The organism is Paenibacillus sp. B01 (assembly GCF_009649995.1).
In the GTDB taxonomy this organism is placed as follows: Bacteria; Bacillota; Bacilli; order Paenibacillales; family Paenibacillaceae; genus Paenibacillus_O; species Paenibacillus_O pasadenensis.
The window spans coordinates 2,411,428-2,432,938 of the sequence record NZ_CP045802.1 but is presented as its reverse complement, the minus strand read 5'-3'; the positions used below and the strand labels follow the sequence as shown (position 1 = coordinate 2,432,938).

Here is a 21,511-nt window from a genome sequence, read left to right as displayed (position 1 = left end):
TTCGGCTATGGCTTCAGCGTCAGCTGCTCGGCGATCGGCCCCAGCACGAGGCTCGGGAAGTACGTCAGCGCGCCGACGATGAGCACGGTGCCGAGAAAGACGGCGCCGAACGTAGCCGAATCGGTGCGGAACGTGCCGATCGTCTCCGGCACGGCCTTTTTGGCGGCGAGCGAGCCCGCGACCGCAAGCAGCGTGATGATGGAGACGTACCGCCCCAGATACATGACGATGCCGGTGCTGAGGTTCCAGAACGGCGTATTGTCGCCTAGTCCCTCGAAGCCGGAGCCGTTGTTGGCCGCGGACGACGTGAACTCGTAGAGCGCCTGGGTAAGGCCATGGTAGCCCGGGTTCGAGATCGTATCGGGATAAGCATAAAGAGCGGCGGCCGTCGGCAGCAGGATGAGCGCCGGCTGCACGAGCAGCGTCAGCGCGATCAGCTTCATTTCGCGACCCTCCAGCTTCTTGCCGAGAAACTCCGGCGTCCGGCCGACCATCAGGCCGGAGAGGAACACCGCCATCAGCGCGTACAGCAGCACGTTCATGAGGCCGACGCCGGAGCCGCCGAACACGGTGTTCAGCATCATGTTCATGAGCGGCACCATGCCGCCGAGCGGCGTGAACGAGTCGTGCATCGAGTTGACGGCGCCGGTTTCGGAGGCGGTCGTCACGACTGAATAGAGCGCGGATTGCGGCACGCCGAAGCGGGTTTCCTTTCCTTCCATGCTTCCTTGGCCGGAATCATAGCCGAGCGCCGCGATCGCGGGGTTCGCCTCCTGCTCGGCCGTCAGCGAGACGCCCAGCATGACGACGAATAGCAGCGCCATGGAGACGAACAGCACCCGCCCCTGCTTCGGGTTGCCGACGAGCTTGCCGTACGCGAACGGCAGCGCCGTCGGCACGAGCAGCATGAGCAGCATCTGCAGCAGGTTGCTGATCGCGTCGGGGTTTTCGAACGGATGCGCGGAGTTGACGCCCATATGGCCGCCGCCGTTGTTGCCGAGCTCCTTGATGGCGAGCAGCGAGGCGACCGGACCGCGCGCGATCGTCTGCTCCCCGCCCTCCAGCGTCTGCGCGGCGGCAGACGGCTCCAGCGTCTGCGGCACGCCGAGCGCGACGAAGACGAGCGCCAGCACAAAAGCGATCGGCAGCAGCACCCGCGTGATCGAGCGAACGAGATCGACGAAGAAATGGCCCATCGGCTTGCCGGCCAGCCCTCTCATGAACGCCATCGCCGCGCACAGCCCCGTCGCCGGCGAGACGAACATCATGAACACGATCGCGATCATTTGGGACAGATAGGATAAGCCGCTTTCGCCGCTGTAATGCTGCAGGTTCGTATTGGTCATGAAGCTGATCGTCGTGTTGAACGCGAGCCGCGGCTCCATGTTCGCGATCCCGCTCGGATTGAGCGGGAGATAGGCTTGCGTGCGGAAGACGGCGTAGACGAGCAGCAGCATGACTCCGTTGCTGACGATCAGCGCCGCGGCGTAGGCTTTCCAGCTCTGGCTTCCGGGGCGGATGCCCCCGAGGCGGTAGATCAGCCGCTCCGCCGGGCCGAAGACGCGGTCGAGGCCGGTCGGCTCCAGGCTGTAGGCCCGATAGAGATACAGTCCCGCCGGCTTGGCCAGCAGCAGCACGAGCAGCAGCGTGATTGCGATGGATAGTCCTGCCATCATGGGAGGTGGCTCCTTCTTGGGTCAGAATTGGTCGGGGTGAAGCAAGACGTAGACGAGGTAGAGGAACACGGCCGCGACGACAACCCACAGGAGCGCGATCATCGTTCCTCGCGTCCTTCCTGCGCCTGCTTGCCGCACCAGGCGAGCAGGCCGAGCATCGCGGCGGTCAATCCGATCAGCAAGGCGAGCATGCCGATATCCATCATGTGAATGGCTCCTTTTCCTTGTCTTGGCGGGCTTCGTCCTGAATGAGGTAAAAGACGTCCTGCCCGTTTGTATGAATGACATAATCCGCTCCGAGCGACTTGTAGACGCCGCCCGAGCCGCGGCCTTGCGTGACGACGAAGATGCTGCGGCCGGTCCAGCCGCGGAAAATCTGCACATAGCGGCAGCAGAGAGCGAGGCTGCTCTCGAACAGGTAGACGTTGCCGCATCGGCATTCAGGCGCCGGATTGCGGTCCTTTTCGGCCGTATCGATTTGCATGATTCGACCTAAGCCGAGGCGCTCCAGCCGCTGCCTTTCGCGGCGGCTGTTGACGACTGCGGCGCAAGGAATCCGCATGCGCTTCAGCTGCATCAGGAAGCGTTCGCCGGCCGCCGTGGCCGGCGAGACGAGTATCGTTTCGGGATCGAGATCCATGGTGGTTCTCCTTCGGGTGGCGAGGGCGGCGGACGGCTGCGGACCGGGATCCGCTTCGGAAAAAAGCGCGCAAAAAACCACAGAGGCAGCGGCCCCTGTGGTCTTGGTCAGATCACAAGCGTCATCATCCTCTCTCCCGATCGGAGCACGGCGCGCTATGGCGCGCGCCGCCTCCTGCGCTTACGAGGTTAGCTGTCGGATTCGGACGGTGAGAGTCGCCCTACCCGAGGCAGACGGATTCCATGGATCCGCTCCCCCGGGATTCACCCCTGGAGCTGCGGCGGCCGACTCTCACATCGGCGGCCGCAGGCTCCGCTTGGTTCCCCCGTTTTCCATTTCGGAAACTCAGCGTTGTCAAAAGCTGGTCTGGCTAGCTGAGACGAATCTTACACCCGGACTTTTCGGAAAGTAAAGCCGGGCCAGCGGCGAAAATCCGGCCGCGATCGCGCTTGTCGAGCAAGAAAGGCCGATCGATCTCCATTTCTCTCTCTGAATCTCGCTCATTCTCTCGAATTCATCTCGACGCATGCCAAAAACCCGCCTCCATCGCCGATTTCATTCTCGGCAAACGAAGGCGATGGTCGCGCTTACATGAAGCGGGACGGCTGAATTCCGCCTGCGCCGCCTTTTACAGACCGCCCTCTCGTCGCGTAGGATGAGCAGCAAAAAAAAGTGAAGGAGCAATTGCCATGCCCAAATCGGAACACATCCTCGTCTGCCTGTCGTACGGCCCGCACGGAGAGCGCCTCATCCGCCGCGGCGCCGAGCTTGCCGCGGCGGCGGGCAGCCGCTTGGTCGTCCTGAGCGTGGTGTCGGACGTCGAGGCGGCGCCCGGCTCGGCGCAGGAGGAATGGCAGCGCGTCTGGCGCGACGCCGCGGCCGAAGCAGGCGCGGAATTCCGGGCGGTGCCGTCCGCAGGCCGCAAGGCCGTCGACGTCATCGCCCATACGGCGATGATCGAGCGCATGACGCAGATCGTCGTCGGACAGCCCGTGCCGACGCGCTGGGAGGAGCGGTTCCACGCCTCCTTCGTCGACGCGCTGCTGCGCCGGATCGGCCAGACCGATCTGCATGTCGTCGCCGTGCAGCGGCTGGACGAGGAGCTGGAGCGGACCCATGAGCGCGGCGTCCGCGTCGCGGTCGCCGCGCGGGACGGCGGCTACGTCATCCAGAGGACCTTGGACAAGAATGGATGCTCCGGCGTCTTTTTCCGCAGCCGCGATACCGAGTTCGAGCATGGCCTGCTGAAGCTCAAGGACGGCAGCAGCCGCAGCCGCGCCTTCAAGGTGCGTCACGGCGCCGTCGTCGATCCCGAATTCCCGGCCTTCTGGCGGAGCAGAAGCTAGGGCGTGTTTGCATAACCCGAAGCGGGATTGCAAACACGCCCTAAGGAGACGTTTTTACGCGATTTTTATTTGGCAGACCGGGTCGCCGGGCGTAAGATCAGCTTAACGAATCCATCCAGCCCGTGAACTCCAGCTCGTCGTACCGGTAGAACTGATCCAGAATCCGCTCGCGATCGTCGAGGAACAGCCCGCCCGCGACCTCCGACACGAGCTTCGGTATCGCATGGCGCATGCCCGACAGCGCGGAGGCGGATAGGCCGCAGCTGATCATCGCGGAGTAGTTGAACGTGTGGAGGCCGTGCAGCCGCGACGCGCCCTCCTCGTCCCGGCTCGTGAAGGCGAAGCCCGGCGTCAAATACGGATGGGCGTCGAGCACGGGGCTCGCGATGTCCGCCGGCGCCTCGTACCGGTCGCCCCAGCGGGCGATATGGCGCTCGACCAGCCGCAGCTCGGGACGCAGCGCCGGGTCGGTCAGCAGCCCGGTGCTGACGACGAGGAAGTCGAACGCCTCCTCGCCCTGCGGCGTCGTCACGACGGCCCGCTCTCCTTCCGTCCGCACCGCGAGCCAAGGCGCTCCGACGTGGAGCCGGAAGCCCGGCCAGGCGGCCGCCCGCTGGAACGTGTCGTTCGTCGGCGGCTGGTTGTGCTTGAAGAAATGCGCCATGACGGCGTACTTGTCCTCGTCGGACAGCCGCGGGAAATGCTCGATCATGCCCGAGTGCTCCATCTGCCGGATCGGATTGATGCGCGGCAGCTCCGGCCGGCGGACGAATACATGCGCCTCCGCGACGCCCGCGGCCAAGGCGAAGCTGGCGTTGTCGAACGCCGACGCGCCTCCGCCGAGCACGGCGATCCGCTTGCCGCGCAGCGCCTCGAAGTCAATCGCCTCGGACGTATGCGCGTACAGCTCGCGCGGCACATGGCGCGACACGAGCGGCGGCACATGCCACTCCCCGCCGCCCTGGATGCCGGTCGCGAGGATGACCTTGCGGGCGAGCAGCTGCGGAGCCGGCGCGCCGGGGCCTTCGAGATGGAGCCGGTAAAGGCCCTTCTCCAGCGGCTCGACGAGCGTCAGCCGCGTCTCGTTGACGACAGGCAGGTTCAGCACCCGGCGGTACCAGCGCAAGTAGCTCATCCAGTCCCCGCGCGGAATTTTGTCGATCGCCTCCCAGCCCTCCTCGCCTGCCTGCGCCTCCCACCAGGCGCGGAACGTGAGCGACGGAACGCCGAGATCGATGGACGGCAGATGCTTGGGCGTGCGGAGCGTGTTCATGCGAGCGTACGTTTCCCACGGTCCTTCCTTGCCCTCCGGATTCTCGTCGAGGATGATGACGTTCGAGACGCGTTCCTTCATTAAGGCAAATGCGGCTCCGAGTCCGCTCTGGCCGCCGCCGATGATGGCGACGTCATGCACATGGCCCTCGTCATGGCTCCTCGGCTGGACCCAGCCCGCCCCTCCGAAGGCGATATAAGACAGGTCCCGCTGGACCTGGGCGTTCAGTTGCTCTAGGCTCATCCCGCATCGTTCCTTTCTGCTGTTCCGCTTGCCGGCCCGGCGGCTGGAGGTCAGACTATCTGCCGCATCCGATTCGTCTTTTTGGCGACCAGACCGTTTCAGCCCTTTATCGCGGCTCTCAATGTCTCCTTCATGTTATATTTTATTACATGATGCGTAAAGAGTTGCGGAAAGAACTTGTAACTCGCCGCCTTCGATTTGTGCCCGTTGACAAGAGCGGGACGATCCTGCTGATGGCCGATATCGCTTTGCGCAGCAAAAAGAGCCGCGCAAAGAGGGCGGCTCGGAGCTTGCCATCGTTCCTGATTCCAGCCTCTTATCGACGGTCATAACGGGCTCAGCTGCTCAACTCCTTCGTTTCGACTCCGTCTCACGAGAGTCTCACGCTGGCGGCCTCGACTGCTGCGCAGCGCCTTGGAGGATGAAAAAGGCGCCAGGCTGCCGACGCATCGCGCTCCCTAAAGGCAAAAATGGCGTTAGGACGCGCTGATGACGATGCATCGCGCTCCCTAAAGGCAAAAATGGCGTTAAGACGCGCTGATGACGACGCACCGCGCTCCCTAAAGGCAAAAATGGCGTTAAGACGCGCTGATGACGATGCACGCTCGCACACTACCAGCTTGAATCCATTCCGTGTCTTTCTTTCAAAAAAAGCCTTGCCAAGGTCGCTTTCATCGACCTCGGCAAGGCTTTAGCTGTCTAACGCTTCTAAAGGAAGCTCGCTTTAACCGCCTCCACCGATCAAGAACGGACGATGTGTGAGGCACGATCCTGCTTGCCCGATCAAGGCAGGAGCAGCTTCCAAACCGCGTGGAGAACGGCCGCCGCTTCGGCGCGGGTCAGCGCGCCGGCCGGATTCAGACGGCCGGCCTCGTCGCCGCGGACAAGTCCGGCCGCGACGAGCTTCTCCGCGTCCGCGCGAGCATAGTCCGCGACCTGGCCGGCGTCCTTGAAGCCGGCCAGTCCGCCCCCGCTGCCGCTGTCGAGCGGCCATCCAGCCGCCTGCAGCGCGCGCACGGTCAGCGCCATCATCTCCTGGCGGCTGAGCGGCGCTTGCGGCCGGAACGTGCCGCCGCCTTGGCCGCCGGCGATGCCGAGCTCCTTGGCGGCGCTCAGCTCGGCGGCGTACGACGCGTTCGCCGGAACGTCGGCGAACGGAGCTTGCGTGCCGGCTGCCGCTCCGCCCTTGAGCTCGAGCAGGCGCAGCAGCAGCGACACATAATCCGCGCGGCGGATCGGCGCCGACGGCGAGTAAGCGCCGGCTCCGGTGCCCTGGATCAGTCCGCGCGCGGCGAGCGTCTCGATCGCTTCCTTCGCCCATGCGGCGGAGGATAGATCGGAGAAGGACGCCGGCACAACCGTCATCGCATACAGGCCGGACGCGGAGAGCGGGAAGCGGATCTCCGCCGCGGCGGCGTCATACGCCGAGCGGATGACCGGCACAAGCGCGCCCGTGCCGCTGCGGAACCGGATCGACGCCGCATGGGCGGATGCGATCGCCGGTCCGTCCTTCGGCACGGCCAGCGTCGCGGAGGCTCCCGTCGCGGAGCTCGGTGCGAGCTCCTTGCCATCCGCTTCGAGGCTCCACTGCAGCGCCGGCAGGCCCGAGGAGCTGACGCTCCACGGCAATCCGGACGCGGATGCCTTGGCGAGCCGCAGCGTCACGACGCGGTCAGGCGCCAGCCCGGCGCCCTGCAGCAGCTGTCCCGGCAGCGAGACGGCCGCGAAGCCGGCGTCCAGCTGCAGCGTCAGCGCAGCTTGCCCGGCCAGCCAGCCGGCCGGCAGACGGACTTCGAAGGCGTCGGCCTTGGACAGCGCGGCGAGATCGACGGCGATCTGGCGGCTGCCCGCCTCGCCGACGGCGGCCGCTTCAAGCAGGCGCCGCAGGTACGCTTCCGTCAGCTCGACGGTCGCGCCCGCCGTGCCGCTCGTGACGACTGGCCCCGGCGTCGGCGATGGAGAAGGCGTGCTCGCAGCCGGAGGCTGCTGGCCACCAGGCGTCGATGTCGGCGTCGGCGTGGACGTCGGCTGCGGCGACTCCGATTCGCCAGGCTCGCCCGGCTGGACGGCCTCGGACAGCTGCAGCATGCCGAGTCCGCTCGTATCCTGGTAGGACTGGCCGGAGCCGTCCGCCCAGTTTTTGACGGAGTAGCGGACGCCGCTGCCCGTCTCGTCGTTGTTCACCTGCAGGTCGAAGCCGATGTACATGCCTGCTGCCGGCTGGATCGCATCCAGCGCGATCTTCGCCTCGACCGCATACCCGCCGTCGACGATGCGGACCGCCGAAGCGTAGTTGTCTTGGCTGGCATGGCCGCCCGTCGTGCGCACGTTCTTGAAGTTGATGCGGTACTGGCCGTCATCCGCCTCATAGACCGGCGTCTTGCCGTTGTTCTGGTCGACGAAGATCTCGATCGAGTCCTGCTCCCAGGCGTTGGCGCTCGCATCGCTCAGCAGCGGGTCCTTCACGACCGCGTATACATACAGATTGTCCTCGTCCCACAGCGTGCGGAAAGCTGCCGTCGCCCCTTTGTCGGCCGGACCTTCGACCGCCACCTGGGTGAGCAGCTCGTCGGCCTGCTGCCAGATGCCGTCCGCCTCGCCGTCGATGACCGGCGTTCCGTAGCGGGCTTTCGCTTCCTTCGATGCCGCGGCCAGCGTCAGCTCGCCGTAGCCGAGATCGTCGCGCTCCTGCGCGCTGCGGGGATCGCTCCAGGAGACGATCGCGCCATTGCTGCCCTGCTCGGAGCCGTCGTTCACTCCCGTATCCGTCACCCGCAGGTCGAACTTCAGCTTCGCGCCGATCTGAAGCGGATCGGGCAGCTCGAACGAAGCCAGAACCGCATAGCCTCCCGTTTTTTCCGCTGCGCCCTCTGCGCCGCGGGCGACCGTACGGATCAGCGTCCGATCGCCGTCCTTCAGGAACAGCTCGACCTGGTCGCCGGCGCCGACGGAGGCGTCGCGCACGTCCGCAAGGACATGCAGCCTGCCGCCGTCCCACAGCGTCTTGAACGAGGCTTGCAGTGTTCCGATCTCTTCCGTCTTCAGAGCCGGCACCTTCTGCCAGGCCTGATCTCCGCCGCCTCCGCTTCCCAGCGCCCCTTGGCGGGAAACGGCGCTTTTGCCGACGACCGGCAAGCGGCTCGGATCGACCATGCCCCAGAAGGCGGGCTTCGCCTTGTAATTCTTGTCGAAGGCGAACGGCGCGTCCTGACGGCCCGTGCCGCTCGGACGGTCATGCAGCCACGTATGGTCGTCGGCGATGCCCCAGAACGTCACGTTGCTGATGTATCCGCCGGCAACGCCATTGCGCTCGCCCTCGTCATCCACTTTTTTGAGGGCGTCGAACAGCTCCTTGTACCGGTAGCCCTGCTTGTCGAGCAGCGCCTGAGGCACCGTCTGGTAGGAGTCCGTGTTGTTCGTATAGACGGATACGTCCAGCTCGGTCAGCTGGTTGTCGAAGCCGGCCGCGCCGAACTTGCGGATCGACTCCGTGATCTCGGCGACCGACGGACCGGCGATGTTGATGTGCGTCTGATGCCCGACACCGTCGATCGGCACTCCTTCGGCGCGCAGCTTGACGACGAGATCATAGAGGAAATCGCGCTTCTTCGCATTCTGCGTGCCGTAGTCGTTGATGTAGAGCTTGGCGTCCGGCGCATGCTCGCGCGCCGTCTCGAACGCCGTGCGGATGAAGTCGAGGCCGGTGATGCGGTACCACTGGGAATCCCGCATGCCGTCCGGACGTCCCTCGTCGATCACCTCGTTGACGACGTCCCAGTCGGTCGCGACATCCTTGTAGCGCTCGACGGCGGCAGCGATGTAGTTGCGCAGCCGGTCCAGCACGAGCTCTTTGTTTTCCGGCGTCGGAGCCAGGAACTGGCCGCTCTCGTCCTGCAGCATCCAGTCCGAGCCCTGGCTGTGCCAGAGCAGCGTGTGGAAGCGCAGGTTCATGTCGCGTCCCGCCTGCTTCTCCGCGCGCACATAGTTCGCCAGCACGTCTGCTCCCGACCAGTCGAACTGGTCGAAGCCCTGGCTGAGGTACGCGGGCTTCATCGCGTTTTCCGCGACGAGCGAGTTGTAGTGAAGATCCAGCAGCTCCTTGTGCACGCCTACAAGCTGAGTGTTTGTCACCGCCGCGCCGATGCGGAAGTACGGAGCGTACGCCTCCTTCAGGCTCGGCAGATCCTTCTCGATCGAGCTCGGCGCCGGAGGCGCAATCGACACGTCGTCCACGTAAAACGCATCGCCCACGCTCGACGTCTCGACGTAAAGCTTGAGCGTCTCCAGCTCGCCGGAATAGCTGAACGTTCCCTTCAGCTGCACCCAGTCCGTGCCGGACACGCTCGCCGAGGCGAGCGTCGTATACTTCGCGTCGCTGCCGGGCGCCTTGTTCTCCATCGACAGCCGCACCGTGCTCGGCTGCGACGGAGCCGCAGCCAGCTTGACATACGCCGTCACCGCATACGGCACGGACGGCTGAAGCTGTCCGAGCAGATCGCGGTTCGGCCCGTTCCAGCTCTCGGTGCGGCCGGTAGCCTTGATGCTGTACGTTCCGGTGCGGGCCGCCTCGGAGCTGACCGCGACCGTTTCGCTGCCGCGCGGCCCCCAGCCCATCGACGTGCCGTCGTCGAAGCCGAACTCGATCGCCGCCTCGCCGGGCTCCGAAGGCTCCTGCGGGCCGGCCGTCAGATCGACGATCTCGACTTCATCGACATACAGGTCGGCGGACGATGCGGCCGTCTCTACGTAGAGCGTCATGAGCGTCGAGCCCGGCGGACGGGTGTACGAGTCGACGGACAGCGTCGTCCAGTCCGCATCGCTCACCGGCTTGTTGCCGACGATCCACGTATAGTTGTTGCTCTGGCCCGTCGTCCGCATCGTGACATGGGCTTGGTCGCTTCCTTGGGCAAGGCGCGTCTTCAGGGAGATCTTGTACGCATGCCCTTCCTGCAGCAGCGAGTTCAGCTCGAGGCTCGGACTGCAGGTTTGCGAGCCGCGATTCGCCAGCTTGAGCGAAGCTTGTCCGCTCGCCGCCTGCTCGTTCGAGACGGACAGCGCGCCGGCTCCGGAGCCGCAGTTGAACACGCTCCAGCCCGCCGTCGTGCCGCCCTCGAAGCCATAGACGGCCCCTGTCGCCGTGCTTGCGCTCGCCGCGAGCGCCTTAGCCTCGGGCTCCGCGGAAGCGCGGGCCGCTTGCGGACCGAGCATCCCGCCTTGCGGAGCGAGCAGCAGCGCCGCCAGCGCCAGCGTCAGCGCTCGGCGGCCGGATTTTTTCCAACTGGAAAACATGATGGACAACCCCTCCTTCATGATGGTCGAGGAACATTTGAACCGCTTACAATTTTCCTCCGCTTCTATGTAAGCCCTTACATTATAACGAGCCGATTCGCGCAAGTTTACCCTGCAAACTATAGCATTTGCTTCGAAATCCATAGAACTTGACGGGGAAGGCATGAAAAAAGACGCCGAACCGAGCGGTTCAGGCGTCGATGGATGGAGCCTGCTTCAAGCCGGCGCGCGTCCGTCGCAGCAGCGCGAGTCCCGCCCAGCCGGCCGCGAGCAGCAGGCCGAGGACCAGAGCGGTCGCCCAGCCGGCGCTCAGCCAGCCGGCCGCGAGGAAGCGCAGCCAGACGTACAGCCCGCCGAGCGCGAGCAGCAGCGTCGGCACCGTCAGCAGGATGCCGGCCTTCATATAATAGCCCCAGGAGATGCGGACTCCTTTGCCCGCCAGCACATGCAGCCAGAGCAGCGTCGCGAGCGAGCCGATCGGAGTCATCTTCGGGCCGAGGTTGCAGCCGATGACGTTGGCGTAGACCATCGCCTCGCGGATCGGTCCGGAGACGCCGGATTGCTGGATCGCCAGCGCGTCGATCATGACGGTCGGCATGTTGTTCATGACCGAGGACAGCAGCGCGGCGGCGATGCCCGTCGCCAGCGTGGCGGCGAGCAGCCCGTGCTCCGCCGCCGCGGCGAGCATCTCACCGAGCTCTCCGGTCAGTCCGGCGCCGCGCAGCCCGTACACGACGACATACATTCCGATCGAAAAGACGACGACCGACCACGGCGCGCCGCGAACGACCTTGGCGATCGAGACGGCCGGACTGCGGCGGGCGGCGCCGAGCAGCAGCAGCGCCGCCGCCCCGGTCACGAGCGACACCGGCAGCTTCAGCAGGTCGCTCGCGAAGTAGGCGGCAAGCAGCGCGCCCATCACGATCCACGACAGGCGGAACAGCCTCGGGTCCCGGATCGCGTCCGCAGGCGCGCGCACCTCCTCCGCCCGGTAGCGGCCGCGCACGTCCCGGCGGTAGAACGCCCCCAGCACGAGCAGGCTCGCGCCGATGGAGACGAGCGTCGGCACGATCATGCGCGAGGCGTACTCGCCGAACGACAGGCCGAAAAAGTCGGCCGACACGATGTTCACGAGGTTGCTGATGACGAGCGGCAGCGAAGCCGTGTCGGCGATGAAGCCGCTCGCCATGACGAACGCCAGCACGAAGCGCCCGCCGCCGCCGAGCGCCCGCACCATCGCCAGCACGATCGGCGTCATGATGAGCGCCGCCCCGTCGTTGGCGAACAAGCCCGAGACGGCCGCCCCGAGCAGGATGACGGCAACGAACAGCAGCGGCCGGCTGCCGCCCGCCAGCCTCGCCATATGCAGCGCGCACCACTCGAAAAACCCGATCTCGTCGAGCACGAGCGAGATCAGGATGATGCCGACGAACGCGAGCGTCGCGTTCCAGACGATGCCCGTCACCGCCGCGACATCGTGCAGCGTGACGACTCCGAGCGCGAGCGCCAGCAGCGCGCCGGCCGAGGCGGACCAGCCGATGCCGAGCCCGCGCGGCTGCCAGATGACCAGAATCAAGGTAAGGATGAATATCGCCGCCGCAGCCATATGAAATTGCTCCCCCGCCATTCTATTTCTCTTAAACGCACGGATTCTATTATACAAAAAAATGTCCATGACGGAGTGACAGCTTTTGCAAAGCCCGAGTTGCGAGCCGTGACCCGATGAAATCGGGTTGCAGCTGGTTCAGAGCTCGGTTTGCGAGCTGTAACCCGATATATTCGGGTTGCGGCTGCTCCGAAGCTCGGTTTCGAGCTGTAACCCGATATTTTCGGGTTGCGGCTGCTTCAGAGCTCGGTTTGCGAGCTGTAACCCGATAAAATCGGGTTACGGCTGCTCCAAAGCCTGGCCCGAGGACTGTAACCCGAATTTATCGGGTTGCATAAAGAGGCCGGTCCTTCCCGAGAGAACGGACCGGCCTCGTTCCAGCCTCTGCAATCGTTCGGCGGAGCCGGATCAGGCTCCCGCTCAGCAGCGGCTGTAGCCGCAGCTGCCGCAGGTGCTGCAGCCTTCCAAGCGGAGCAGAGCTGCGCTGCCGCAGGAGGGGCATAGATCCGCCGCGACGGTTCGTTCTTCGACATGCGTATCAGAGCCGTCATGCGCCCGGGAACCGGCATACGTATCAGAGCCGTCATGCGCCCGGGAACCGGCATACGTATCAGAGCCGTCATGCGCCCGGGAACCAGCATCCGCACCGGAGTCGACATTCGCCTGGGAACCGGCATCCGCACCGGAGTCGGCAGGCGCCCGGAAACCGGCATGCATCTCGGAACCGAGCGGCGCGTCCTTTGCGCGGCTGCCGCGCTCTCCGGCTCCAGCATCCGGCGCGGCTGCCTCGCTGCCGCTGGCGGCATGCTGCTCCAGCGCCTTGGCGACCGCATCGGCGATCGACTCGACGCGGCTCGCGCCGAAGCCGGTCGCCCCGGAGCCGCCGATTCCCTTCAGATGCTTGATGAGCAGGCCGACCTTCCGTCCGTGCTCGCCGTACCGGAGGAACAGCGAGCAGACGCGTCCGAGCGCTTCCGCCATCGCGAACACATCCGATCCCGCCTTGCCGACGTTGAGGAAAATCTCTCCCGGCGTTCCGTCGAGATCATTGATCGTGATGTACGCCATGCCGAGCGGCGTGTTCATCCGATATGTCGAGCCGCGCAGCACCGCCGGACGCCGCTTGTACTCGTGGTCGACGATGCGCCCGGATGGGACCGAGGTCGATGGGGCCGAGGTCGACGGGACCGATGTTGACGGGACCAACGCGGACGAGACAGGCGAGGACAGTACCGGTGGTTCGGCCGCGGCGCCGCGTGCCGCGCCCTGTCCGGCGTCCGCCTCGGCGGCTCCGCTGCCTGCAAATCCGCGTGCCACGCCCTGTCCGGCGTCCGCCCCGGCGGCTGCGCTGCCTGCAAATCCGCGTGCCGCGCCCTCCCCGGCGTCCGCCCCTGATACGGCGCCCTCGCCCGCCGGTCCGGCGCCTCCCCCTGCCTGCCCGGCGTCCGCCCCGGCCGCAGCTCCGTCTCCCTCAGCACCGCCGCCCTCAGCAGCGCGTGCCGCGCCTTGCCCTTCCTCGCCCTTTTTGCCCTCGGCCGCGCTCAGCACCTGCGTATCCCGGCTGCCGTCGCGGTAGATCGTCACGCCCTTGCAGCCGAGCTCGTACGCCAGCTCGTAGAGACGACGCGTGTCCTCGACGGTGAAGTCCGCCGGGCAGTTGGCCGTCTTGGAGATCGAGCTGTCCACCCAGCGCTGGATCGCCGCCTGCACGCGGATATGGTCCTCGGCGGACAGGTCCATCGCCGTGACGAACGGCTCCGGCAGCTCCTCGCCCGGATGGGCCTCCTTCCATTGCCGCGCGATCGGCACGAGCTGCCGGTCGAGACCGAGCCGGCTCTGGCGAACATACTCAAAGGCGAAATAGGGCTCGATGCCGGTCGACGTGCCGACCATCGTGCCGGTGCTGCCCGTCGGCGCCTGCGTCAGCACGGTGACGTTGCGCATGCCGCTGCGGCGGACAGCCTCCGCGACCTCGGGAAACCGCTCGGCCAGGCTCCGCATGAAGCCGCTTTTCAAATAGGGCTCCGCCTCGAACGCCGGGAACGGCCCCTTCTCCGCCGCCAGCTCCGCCGAGGCGAGATAAGCCTCGCGCGCGATGAAGCTGTACAGCCGGTCGAGGAACGCGAGCGACTCCGGACTGCCGTAGCGGATGCCGAGCCGGATCAGCAGCTCCGCCAGTCCCATCGTGCCGAGGCCGATGCGGCGCTCCCGCTGCTGGTTGCGCTCGTTCGCCGCGAAATGGTAGGGCGTCGTGTCGATGACATTGTCCAGGAACCGCACCGACCCGCGCACGACCCGGGCCAGCTCCTCCCAGTCGACGTCCTGGTTTCTCTCGTCGTGGAACCGGGACAGGTTGATCGCCGACAGATTGCAGACGCCCCAAGGCGGCAGCGCCTGCTCGCCGCATGGATTGGTCGCGATGAGCGGATTGAAATACCAGCTGTTCGACATCTCGTTGTAGCGCTCCATGAAGACGACGCCCGGCTCCGCTGACTTCCAGGCCGACTCCACGATCGCCGCCCACGCCTCGCGCGCCTTGATCGTCCGCCAAGCCGTCACCGCGCCTCCGAGCTCGCGCCATGCGGCCAGATCGCCGGTCCAATGCTCGTCATAGAGCGGATGCTTCGTGTCAGGGAAGGCCAGCTCCCAGTCGCCATCCTCCCGGACCGCCTGCATGAAGCGGTCGCTAACGCAGACGGACAGATTGGCGTTGGTCAGCTCGCCCCTCTTCTGCTTGACCGCGATGAAATCGAGCAGGTCGGGATGCCAGTCGTTCAGCATGAGCATGAGCGCGCCGCGCCGGCTGCCTCCCTGCTCGATCAGTCCCGTCGTGTAGCTAAACAGCCCGCCCCAGCTGACCGAGCCGCTGGAGCTGCCGTTCACGCCCGCGACCGGCGCGCGCCGCGGGCGCAGCGACGACAGGTTGATGCCGACGCCTCCGCCGCGCGACATGATCTCCGTCATCTCGCCGAGCGTCTGCATGATGCCGCCCCTGCTGTCGCGGGGAGACGGCAGCACATAGCAGTTGAACAGCGTCAGCTCCTCGCTCGTGCCCGCCCCGGCCGCGATGCGCCCGCCCGGCACGAGCTTCCAGTCGTCCAGCAGCGAGCGGAAGCGCTCCTCCCACAGCCGCCGGCTCTCCTCGTCCGGCTCGGCCGCCGCCATCGCGCGGGCGAGCCGGTCCCACATCTGCCCGGGCTCGCGCTCCTCCGCGAGCGTCAGGCGGTCCGCCTCGGTCTCGACCAGCTCGCCGGAGCGCGTGCGCACCGTCGCCCGCGAGCCGGAGCGCGCGACGACCTCGCCGACCTCTTTGGCCGGGAAGGCCGGATCGTCCTTCGTCAGCACGAGCACGGTGTCGCCGGGCTTCGCCTCGCGCGGATCGGCCTTCTTCCAGGCATAGCGGTCCAAAAAGATTTTTTCGCTCAAGCCTTCCAAACGGGTCGCCGTCATCGCATGCACTCTCCTCGCTTCGCTCGTCTATCTCCCATATCTAGTGTCTACTCCATTATATCCTACGACATCTAGATCAACATGTGATAAATGTCCGATTCCGCCTCCCCTTATTGAACTCCCGGACGCTGGGCATACTGAATGGCATATGACAACGAGAGGGGCCGATAGAGATGACGCGAACCGTCAAAGAAGGCGGATCGGGACGGCTGCATCCGCTCGTCGACCTGAGGATGGACCGATCCTGGTTCGAGGAGCTGCAAGCCCGCGTGGACCGCAACGGCCCGTGGGACGATTGGACGCTGTACCAGCTGGCGATGGAGGCGGAGCAGTCCCGGCGCATCGAAAGCTTCGACGAGCTGCAATGCCTGCGCTTCCTGAACGGCCTCGAGCCGATGAAGCATCAGACCGAGACGGCCGTCAAGGTGCTGCACGACATGGGCGGACGGGCGATCCTCGCCGACGAGGTCGGCCTCGGCAAGACGATCGAAGCCGGGCTCGTGCTGAAGGAATACATGGTGCGGGGGCTCGTGCGCCGGGCGCTCATCCTCGTGCCCGCCTCGCTCGTGCTGCAATGGGTGCGGGAGCTGAATACGAAGTTCGGCATCACCGCCGTCGCCCAGAAGCGCGCGCATACGTGGAACTACGATGTCGTCGTCGCCTCGATCGACACCGCCAAGCGCGAGCCGCATCGCGACCTGCTGCTCGGCACCGACTACGACATGCTCATCATCGACGAGGCGCATAAGCTCAAGAACAAAAAGACGACCAACTACCAGTTCATCACCCAGCTGCGCAAAAAATATTGCCTGCTGCTCACCGCGACGCCGGTGCAGAACGATCTCGACGAGCTGTACAACCTCATCACGCTGCTCAAGCCGGGCCAGCTCGGCGGGCAGGGCGAGTTCGCCTCCAACTTCGTTGTCGGCAAGCGGATGCCGAAAAACGAGGATCAGCTGCAGGAGGCGCTCTCCTCGGTCATGATCCGCAACCGCCGCGGCGACGGCGACGTGCAGTTCACGAAGCGGATCGTGCGCAACGTGCCGCTGCGCCTGTCCAAGGAAGAGATGGACTTGTACGAGGCCGTCACCGCGTTCGTCAAGGAGCGCTACGAGGAAAGCGGCGGCAGCCTGACGAGCATGCTCTCGCTCGTGACGCTGCAGCGCGAGGTGTGCTCGAGCCGCGACTCGGTGTTCCTGACGCTCGTCAACCTATTCAAGAAGACGGAGGAGGACTCCCCCGTGCGCGGCAAGATCTGGGAGCTGATCGAGGTCATCAAGCGGATCAAGGCCAACACGAAGGCGGAAAAAGCGATGGAGCTCGTGCGCGAGAGCGACGGCAAGGTCATCATCTTCACCGAATACCGCGCGACGCAGGAATACCTGCTGCAGTTTTTCCGAGGCTCGGACATTACCGCCGTGCCGTACCGGGGAGGCATGGGACGCGGCAAGAAGGACTGGATGATGGACCTGTTCCGCGGCCGCGCCCAGGTCATGATCGCGACCGAAGCCGGCGGCGAGGGCATCAACCTGCAGTTTTGCAGCCGCATCATCAACTTCGACCTGCCGTGGAATCCGATGCGCGTCGAGCAGCGGATCGGCCGCGTGCACCGGCTCGGCCAGACCGAGGACGTGCAGGTGTACAACCTGTGCACGCTCGGCACGATCGAGGAGCATATCGTGAACCTGCTGCATGAAAAGATCGACATGTTCGAATCGGTCATCGGCGAGCTCGACCATATCCTCGAGCGGTTCGAGCAGGAGGAGTCGATGGAGCAGCGGCTCGCGCGCGTCATGCTGGAGGCGCCGGACGAGGAGGCGCTCGCCGAGGGCATCGACCATCTCGGCCGCTCGCTGCGCAGCCTCGCCGAGCAGCCGGCCGCCTCGCCGAAGGTCCGGCTCTCCGGCGCAGCCGGCGCAGACGGCCGCAAGCTCTCCCGCGCCGAGCGCAAGCAGGCGCTGAACCGTCTGCTCGACGGCATATCCCAGCCCGTGGAGGTCGATGCGCCATGAACGACAAGCAAGTGCAGCGCTTCGTCGCCCGCTACGCCGAGGCGACCGGCTCCCGCATCGTCGAGAAGTCGCCGATGCATCTGACCGTCAAGCTCTCCCCCGCCGCCGACCGCGAGCTGACGAACCGCCCGTACTATTGGAGCTACGTCGACCGGGCGGGCGTCGAGCCCGAGACGATGACGTACCTGTTCGTCACCGACAGCAAGCGCTACGACGAGCAGCAGCTGCGCCAGGCCAAGGCCGAGGCGGAAGCCGCCGCCGAGCCCGGCTCGCTCGATCAGGCGGCGCAAAGCGCCCTCGCCCGCTCGATCGGCTTCGTGCACGGCTCGATCCAGGGCCGCACGCCGCGCGAGGACCTGTACTTCGGCTCGCGCAAGCTCGACCAGCTGTTCGCCGCCGCCCGCAGCGGCGGCAGCTATGTCTGCCTGTTCCAGGAGCCGGAGCGCCGCTCGCTCCATCCGTTCGAGTCGGTCGCCTACACGGCCTGGCTCGGCGTCAACCTGCGCGTCGAGTTCGCCTGCGACATGAAGCGCGAGGAGATCCACTCCTACGGCATCTCGCTGGCGACGGGCAACATCCAGGAAAACTTCCACGAGCGCTTGTCCGGCCTCAAGCTGACGCCGAAGCTGCCCGCCAACGTGCATGCCGCCCGCAACGGGCTCACGCATGCGCGGGCGATGTCGCTGATCGAGAGCCACCTGGAGCGGAAGCTGCGCGCCGCCGACTTCAGCTGGGCGGAAGGCGCGAGCCGCAGGCTCCAGGAGGAGCTGGACATCCTCGCCCACTACTACGACCGGCTGCTGGAGTCGGCCGAGGAGGAGCAGCGGGACGCGATCGCCGCCCAATTCGAGACGAGGCGCCAGGAAATCCGCTGGCAGTACGAGCCGCGGGTGACGGTATCCGCCATCAACGGCGGCCTGTTCCATCTCGAGGGGATCGAATGAGCGCCTTTTCGCCAGCATGTCCGTCCATCCGCCACAAATAGCCCCGGCGCAGGCGCGGCGGAGCTGACAGCAAGCAACAGCCTTCGCCCGCTATCCGCGGTAGACTGAAGCAGAATCGAATCGACAGGAGGCAATCGTAATGGCCCAATCCTCGCTGCGCGCCGCCGCGGCCGCCTTGCTCGCCATGATGCTGGGCGCCCTGCCGGCCGCCGCCGTTGCCGCAGCCGCGCCGCCGCTCTCTCTCGCCGTGTCCAAGGCGCCGTCCCGCTACGCGAGCTCGGACAAGGCTCCCGCCGAGGACGCCTTCCGCTCCCGCTTGCAGGCGCAAGCCGCGAGCTGGCGGGACGAGCTGGCGCGCCTGCCCGAATTCGCCGCTTGGAAATCGGCCGAGCTGCGCCTGGAGCCGCTCGGTCCCGGCACGCATGCCTGGCTTGCCGGCGTATTCGCAGCGGACAGCGGCGAGCAAGCCGGGTACATGATTCTGAACGCCAAGGAAGACGGTAGCGTCGAGCTGGGCGAATACGGCGTCGGCGAAAGCCCGCTGTTCCGCGAATCGGCGCTTCGTCAGGGGCTGAAGAAGGAAGGAAAAAGCCTCGCGGACTTCACGGCGCGCAAGCGATATGCATCGCCTTTCGCCGCCGTCTGGAGGCTTCAGGACGGACAAGGCCGCGTCCGCTACGCCGATGCGGCGAGCGGCGAGCTGCTGCCGATCTCGGACGCCGATTGGAGCCGCTGGGCGAGCGACGCGGCGCGTTCGGCCTCCGGGCAAGCAGCCGCGCTCCATGCCGCGACAAGCCAAAAACCGGCTTCAGCAACGAAGCCGGTCCATTTGGCAAGCCATCGCCTGTTCGCCGGCGACGATCCGCTGCAGCGCCTCTCCTGGCTGCTGCAGCGGCCGCTGTCCGCGCCGACCGAGGCGCAGCTGCTGCAGCGGCTGCAAGCCGGAACCGCGCTCGATTACGCCGCGGAAGCGTACGGCGGCAAAGCGCTGTTCATCGGACAAGCCGCCGGGTTCCACCGCTGGAGCGGCGCGCCGGCGTTCGGCGCGTTCCGCATGGCGGGCTCGGCCGGCATCCGCTACATGCCGCTGGTCGACGCTGCGGCGGCAGGCTCTTTTTATCTCGTCGGCGATGTTGCGACCGCTTAGCGCTTCAGCCCGCGCAGCCACATGCTGATGCCCATGCCCGACATGCCGAACCAGCGCGTCAGCCACGGCTCGCGGCTGCTCTTGCGCTCCCGCCGCTTCTGGCGGCGCACTTGGCTGGGCGTATCGACATAGCGGACGAACCGCTCCGTCATATCCTTGATCCATTCTTCCGAATCCATGCCTCATCCCTCCGTCGCTTCGTTCATGGAGATAGTATTTCCGCCGCCGGCTGCTCCTAAACGCGAATAGAGCCCGGCTTCGAGTGGAAAAGTATCCGTAAGCTTTCCATGAATGGAGGATCGAGGATGAAGCAGAAGAAGCTTCCCCGCTGCCGGGCGGCCGCGCTGACCGTCGCCCTGGCGCTGCTTGCGCCCATGTCCGCCTATGCCGCTCCGACGCTGGATCTGGCGCCGCCTCTTGAAGAAGCCGGCGGTCCCAGCTACAAAGGCGCGCTTCCGTATGCCGAGGTGCTGATCGACGCCGGCCACGGCGGCATCGACGGCGGCACCTTTTACGAGAAGGTGCTGGAAAAGGACATCAATCTCGCGGTCGCCAAAAAGCTGCTCGTGCGGCTGCAGCAGCTCGGCGTCAGCGCCGTGCTGAACCGGGTCGACGACTACGCGCTCAGCGACGACAACCGCTGGCTGGGCAGCCGGTCGCGGCATCAGAAGGACCTGTCCCAGCGGACCGGCCTGACCGAAGAAATCCATACCGGCATGCTGGTCAGCCTGCATGTGAACTGGTCCAAGCGCGGCGCAGCCCGCGGTCCGGTCGTGCTGCATCAGAAAAATCGCGGCGAAAGCGTGCTGCTCGCCCTCTGCGTGTAGGACGCGCTCAACCGCCAGCAGCTGACGGCAGAGCTGCCGCGCGCGGGCAGCCCGTTTTATCTGCTCAACACGGTCAAGCAGCCGGCCGTCATCGTCGAGATGGGCTTCATCAGCAACGGGGACGATCGGGCGATGCTGACCTCGATGGAGGGCCAGCAGAAAATCGCCGAAGCGATCGCCTCAGGCGTGCGGCAGTACAAGCTTCTCTTCCGCTGAAGCCGGCAGCAGCTCCGTCAGCCGCACGAATCGGCTCTGCGGCATCGATGCGGCGGCGGAGCGCACGGCGGCGGAGGTGATGAGCCCCGGCACGCCGACATGTCCGATCGTGATGCAGTCGTTTTTCTCGCGGGCGAGCTTCCGCAGCTTGACTATCTGGCCGGAAACATGGCTCGCGGTATAAACATCGTCAAGGAAGATGTCGTTGCTCAGCACCGGCACGCCCAGCTCGGCGCCGACACGCGGGATGACGGTCTTGAACGTCGTCCGGCTATCCAGGAAAAACAATCCCTTCTCCTTGCAGACCGCGAGCACGACGCGCATGATGCGCTCGTCCGCGGTTATTTTGCTGCCCATATGGTTGTTCATGCCGACGGCATGGGGCACCTCGGCAATCGCCTTCTCCACCGCCTGCCTCACCTCGGCATCGCTCATCGAGGAGCGGATCGCGCCGGGTCCGAGCCACTCCGGCTTGCCCTGATTCGGCTCCATCGGCATATGCACGATGACGTCCAGGCCGAGCTTATGCGCCTGCTCGGCATCCTGGCGCGAAGTCGGCATGAACGGCATGACGGCGGCCGTCACCGGCACCGGCAGCTTGAACATCTCCTCGGTTCCCTTCATCTTGTTGCCGAAGTCGTCGATGACGACGGCGACGCGGCTTTGCGCCGCGGCTTGCTGTCCGCCCCGCTGCTGCTGCGCTTGCGGCGCGGACGCTCCGGCCCAGGAAGGCAGCAGCAGCAGCGCGGCGAGCGCGATCACGGAGCTTTTTCGGAATGTGGTCATGGCAAGAATCCCCTTTCTATTCGGGCTTTCCTGTTCATTTTGCATCCGAATGGAGA

13 protein-coding genes, 1 pseudogene and 1 riboswitch are annotated in these 21,511 nt (G+C 65.8%); of the genes and pseudogenes, 5 read left to right on the top strand and 9 right to left on the bottom strand.

Annotated elements, in window-relative coordinates; all coding sequences use genetic code 11:
• Positions 1–5 precede the first annotated feature (5 nt).
• From kdpA to GE073_RS10385, 3 genes are all read right to left on the bottom strand, one after another.
• Entirely contained in the window at positions 6–1,673 is a 1,668-nt protein-coding gene (gene kdpA, locus GE073_RS10395) for a potassium-transporting ATPase subunit KdpA (protein WP_028599596.1), read from the bottom strand.
• Between the two features lie 24 nt (positions 1,674–1,697).
• Positions 1,698–1,778 carry a potassium-transporting ATPase subunit F gene (locus GE073_RS26050; protein ID WP_373864106.1) on the bottom strand — a complete coding sequence of 27 codons (81 nt, stop codon included), beginning with the start codon at positions 1,776–1,778 and terminating at the stop codon, positions 1,698–1,700.
• A gap of 100 nt (positions 1,779–1,878) precedes the next feature.
• On the bottom strand, positions 1,879–2,316 hold the full coding sequence (locus GE073_RS10385; protein WP_194843342.1) for a hypothetical protein: 438 nt from the start codon (positions 2,314–2,316) through the stop codon (positions 1,879–1,881).
• A gap of 162 nt (positions 2,317–2,478) precedes the next feature.
• Positions 2,479–2,677, bottom strand: a riboswitch (cyclic di-AMP (ydaO/yuaA leader).
• 328 nt (positions 2,678–3,005) lie between these two features.
• Here GE073_RS10385 and GE073_RS10380 point away from each other — a divergent pair.
• Positions 3,006–3,662 (top strand): universal stress protein, encoded by a 657-nt coding sequence (locus tag GE073_RS10380; RefSeq protein ID WP_153783422.1) that lies wholly within the window; start codon positions 3,006–3,008, stop codon positions 3,660–3,662.
• Between the two features lie 97 nt (positions 3,663–3,759).
• Here GE073_RS10380 and GE073_RS10375 read toward each other — a convergent pair whose 3' ends face one another.
• From GE073_RS10375 to GE073_RS10360, 4 genes are all read right to left on the bottom strand, one after another.
• Positions 3,760–5,178, bottom strand: a complete 1,419-nt coding sequence (locus GE073_RS10375; RefSeq protein ID WP_153783421.1) for an FAD/NAD(P)-binding protein — start codon at positions 5,176–5,178, stop codon at positions 3,760–3,762.
• Between the two features lie 783 nt (positions 5,179–5,961).
• Positions 5,962–10,467, bottom strand: coding sequence for an endo-1,4-beta-xylanase (locus tag GE073_RS10370; RefSeq protein ID WP_194843341.1), 4,506 nt, complete (start codon positions 10,465–10,467; stop codon positions 5,962–5,964).
• A gap of 190 nt (positions 10,468–10,657) precedes the next feature.
• Entirely contained in the window at positions 10,658–12,073 is a 1,416-nt protein-coding gene (locus GE073_RS10365; protein ID WP_153783419.1) for an arsenic transporter, read from the bottom strand.
• A gap of 420 nt (positions 12,074–12,493) precedes the next feature.
• Complete coding sequence (locus tag GE073_RS10360) at positions 12,494–15,523, bottom strand: adenosylcobalamin-dependent ribonucleoside-diphosphate reductase (RefSeq protein ID WP_153783418.1); 3,030 nt, start codon at positions 15,521–15,523, stop codon at positions 12,494–12,496.
• A 173-nt stretch (positions 15,524–15,696) separates the two neighbouring features.
• On the opposite strand from GE073_RS10360, the gene GE073_RS10355 reads away from it, so the two are divergent.
• The 3 genes from GE073_RS10355 (at position 15,697) to GE073_RS10345 (ending at position 19,626) form a co-directional block, all read left to right on the top strand.
• Complete coding sequence (locus tag GE073_RS10355; protein WP_101808975.1) at positions 15,697–17,535, top strand: DEAD/DEAH box helicase; 1,839 nt, start codon at positions 15,697–15,699, stop codon at positions 17,533–17,535.
• The gene (locus tag GE073_RS10350) at positions 17,532–18,479 is read left to right on the top strand and encodes a YqhG family protein (protein WP_153783417.1); all 948 of its coding nucleotides are present in this window, start codon (positions 17,532–17,534) and stop codon (positions 18,477–18,479) included. The genes GE073_RS10355 and GE073_RS10350 overlap by 4 nt, the downstream gene beginning before the upstream one ends.
• 139 nt (positions 18,480–18,618) lie before the next feature.
• On the top strand, positions 18,619–19,626 hold the full coding sequence (locus GE073_RS10345) for a hypothetical protein (protein WP_153783416.1): 1,008 nt from the start codon (positions 18,619–18,621) through the stop codon (positions 19,624–19,626).
• Here GE073_RS10345 and GE073_RS10340 read toward each other — a convergent pair.
• Positions 19,623–19,805, bottom strand: a complete 183-nt coding sequence (locus GE073_RS10340; protein WP_028599590.1) for a YqzE family protein — start codon at positions 19,803–19,805, stop codon at positions 19,623–19,625. The two genes, GE073_RS10345 and GE073_RS10340, sit on opposite strands and share 4 nt — an antisense overlap.
• 108 nt (positions 19,806–19,913) lie before the next feature.
• Between GE073_RS10340 and GE073_RS10335 the strand changes: the two are divergent.
• A pseudogene (locus GE073_RS10335) lies at positions 19,914–20,669 on the top strand (N-acetylmuramoyl-L-alanine amidase).
• On the opposite strand, the gene GE073_RS10330 reads toward GE073_RS10335, so the two are convergent.
• Positions 20,634–21,455, bottom strand: coding sequence for a divergent polysaccharide deacetylase family protein (locus GE073_RS10330; RefSeq protein ID WP_153783415.1), 822 nt, complete (start codon positions 21,453–21,455; stop codon positions 20,634–20,636). The pseudogene GE073_RS10335 and the gene GE073_RS10330 sit on opposite strands and share 36 nt — an antisense overlap.
• Between the last annotated feature and the right edge of the window lie 56 nt (positions 21,456–21,511).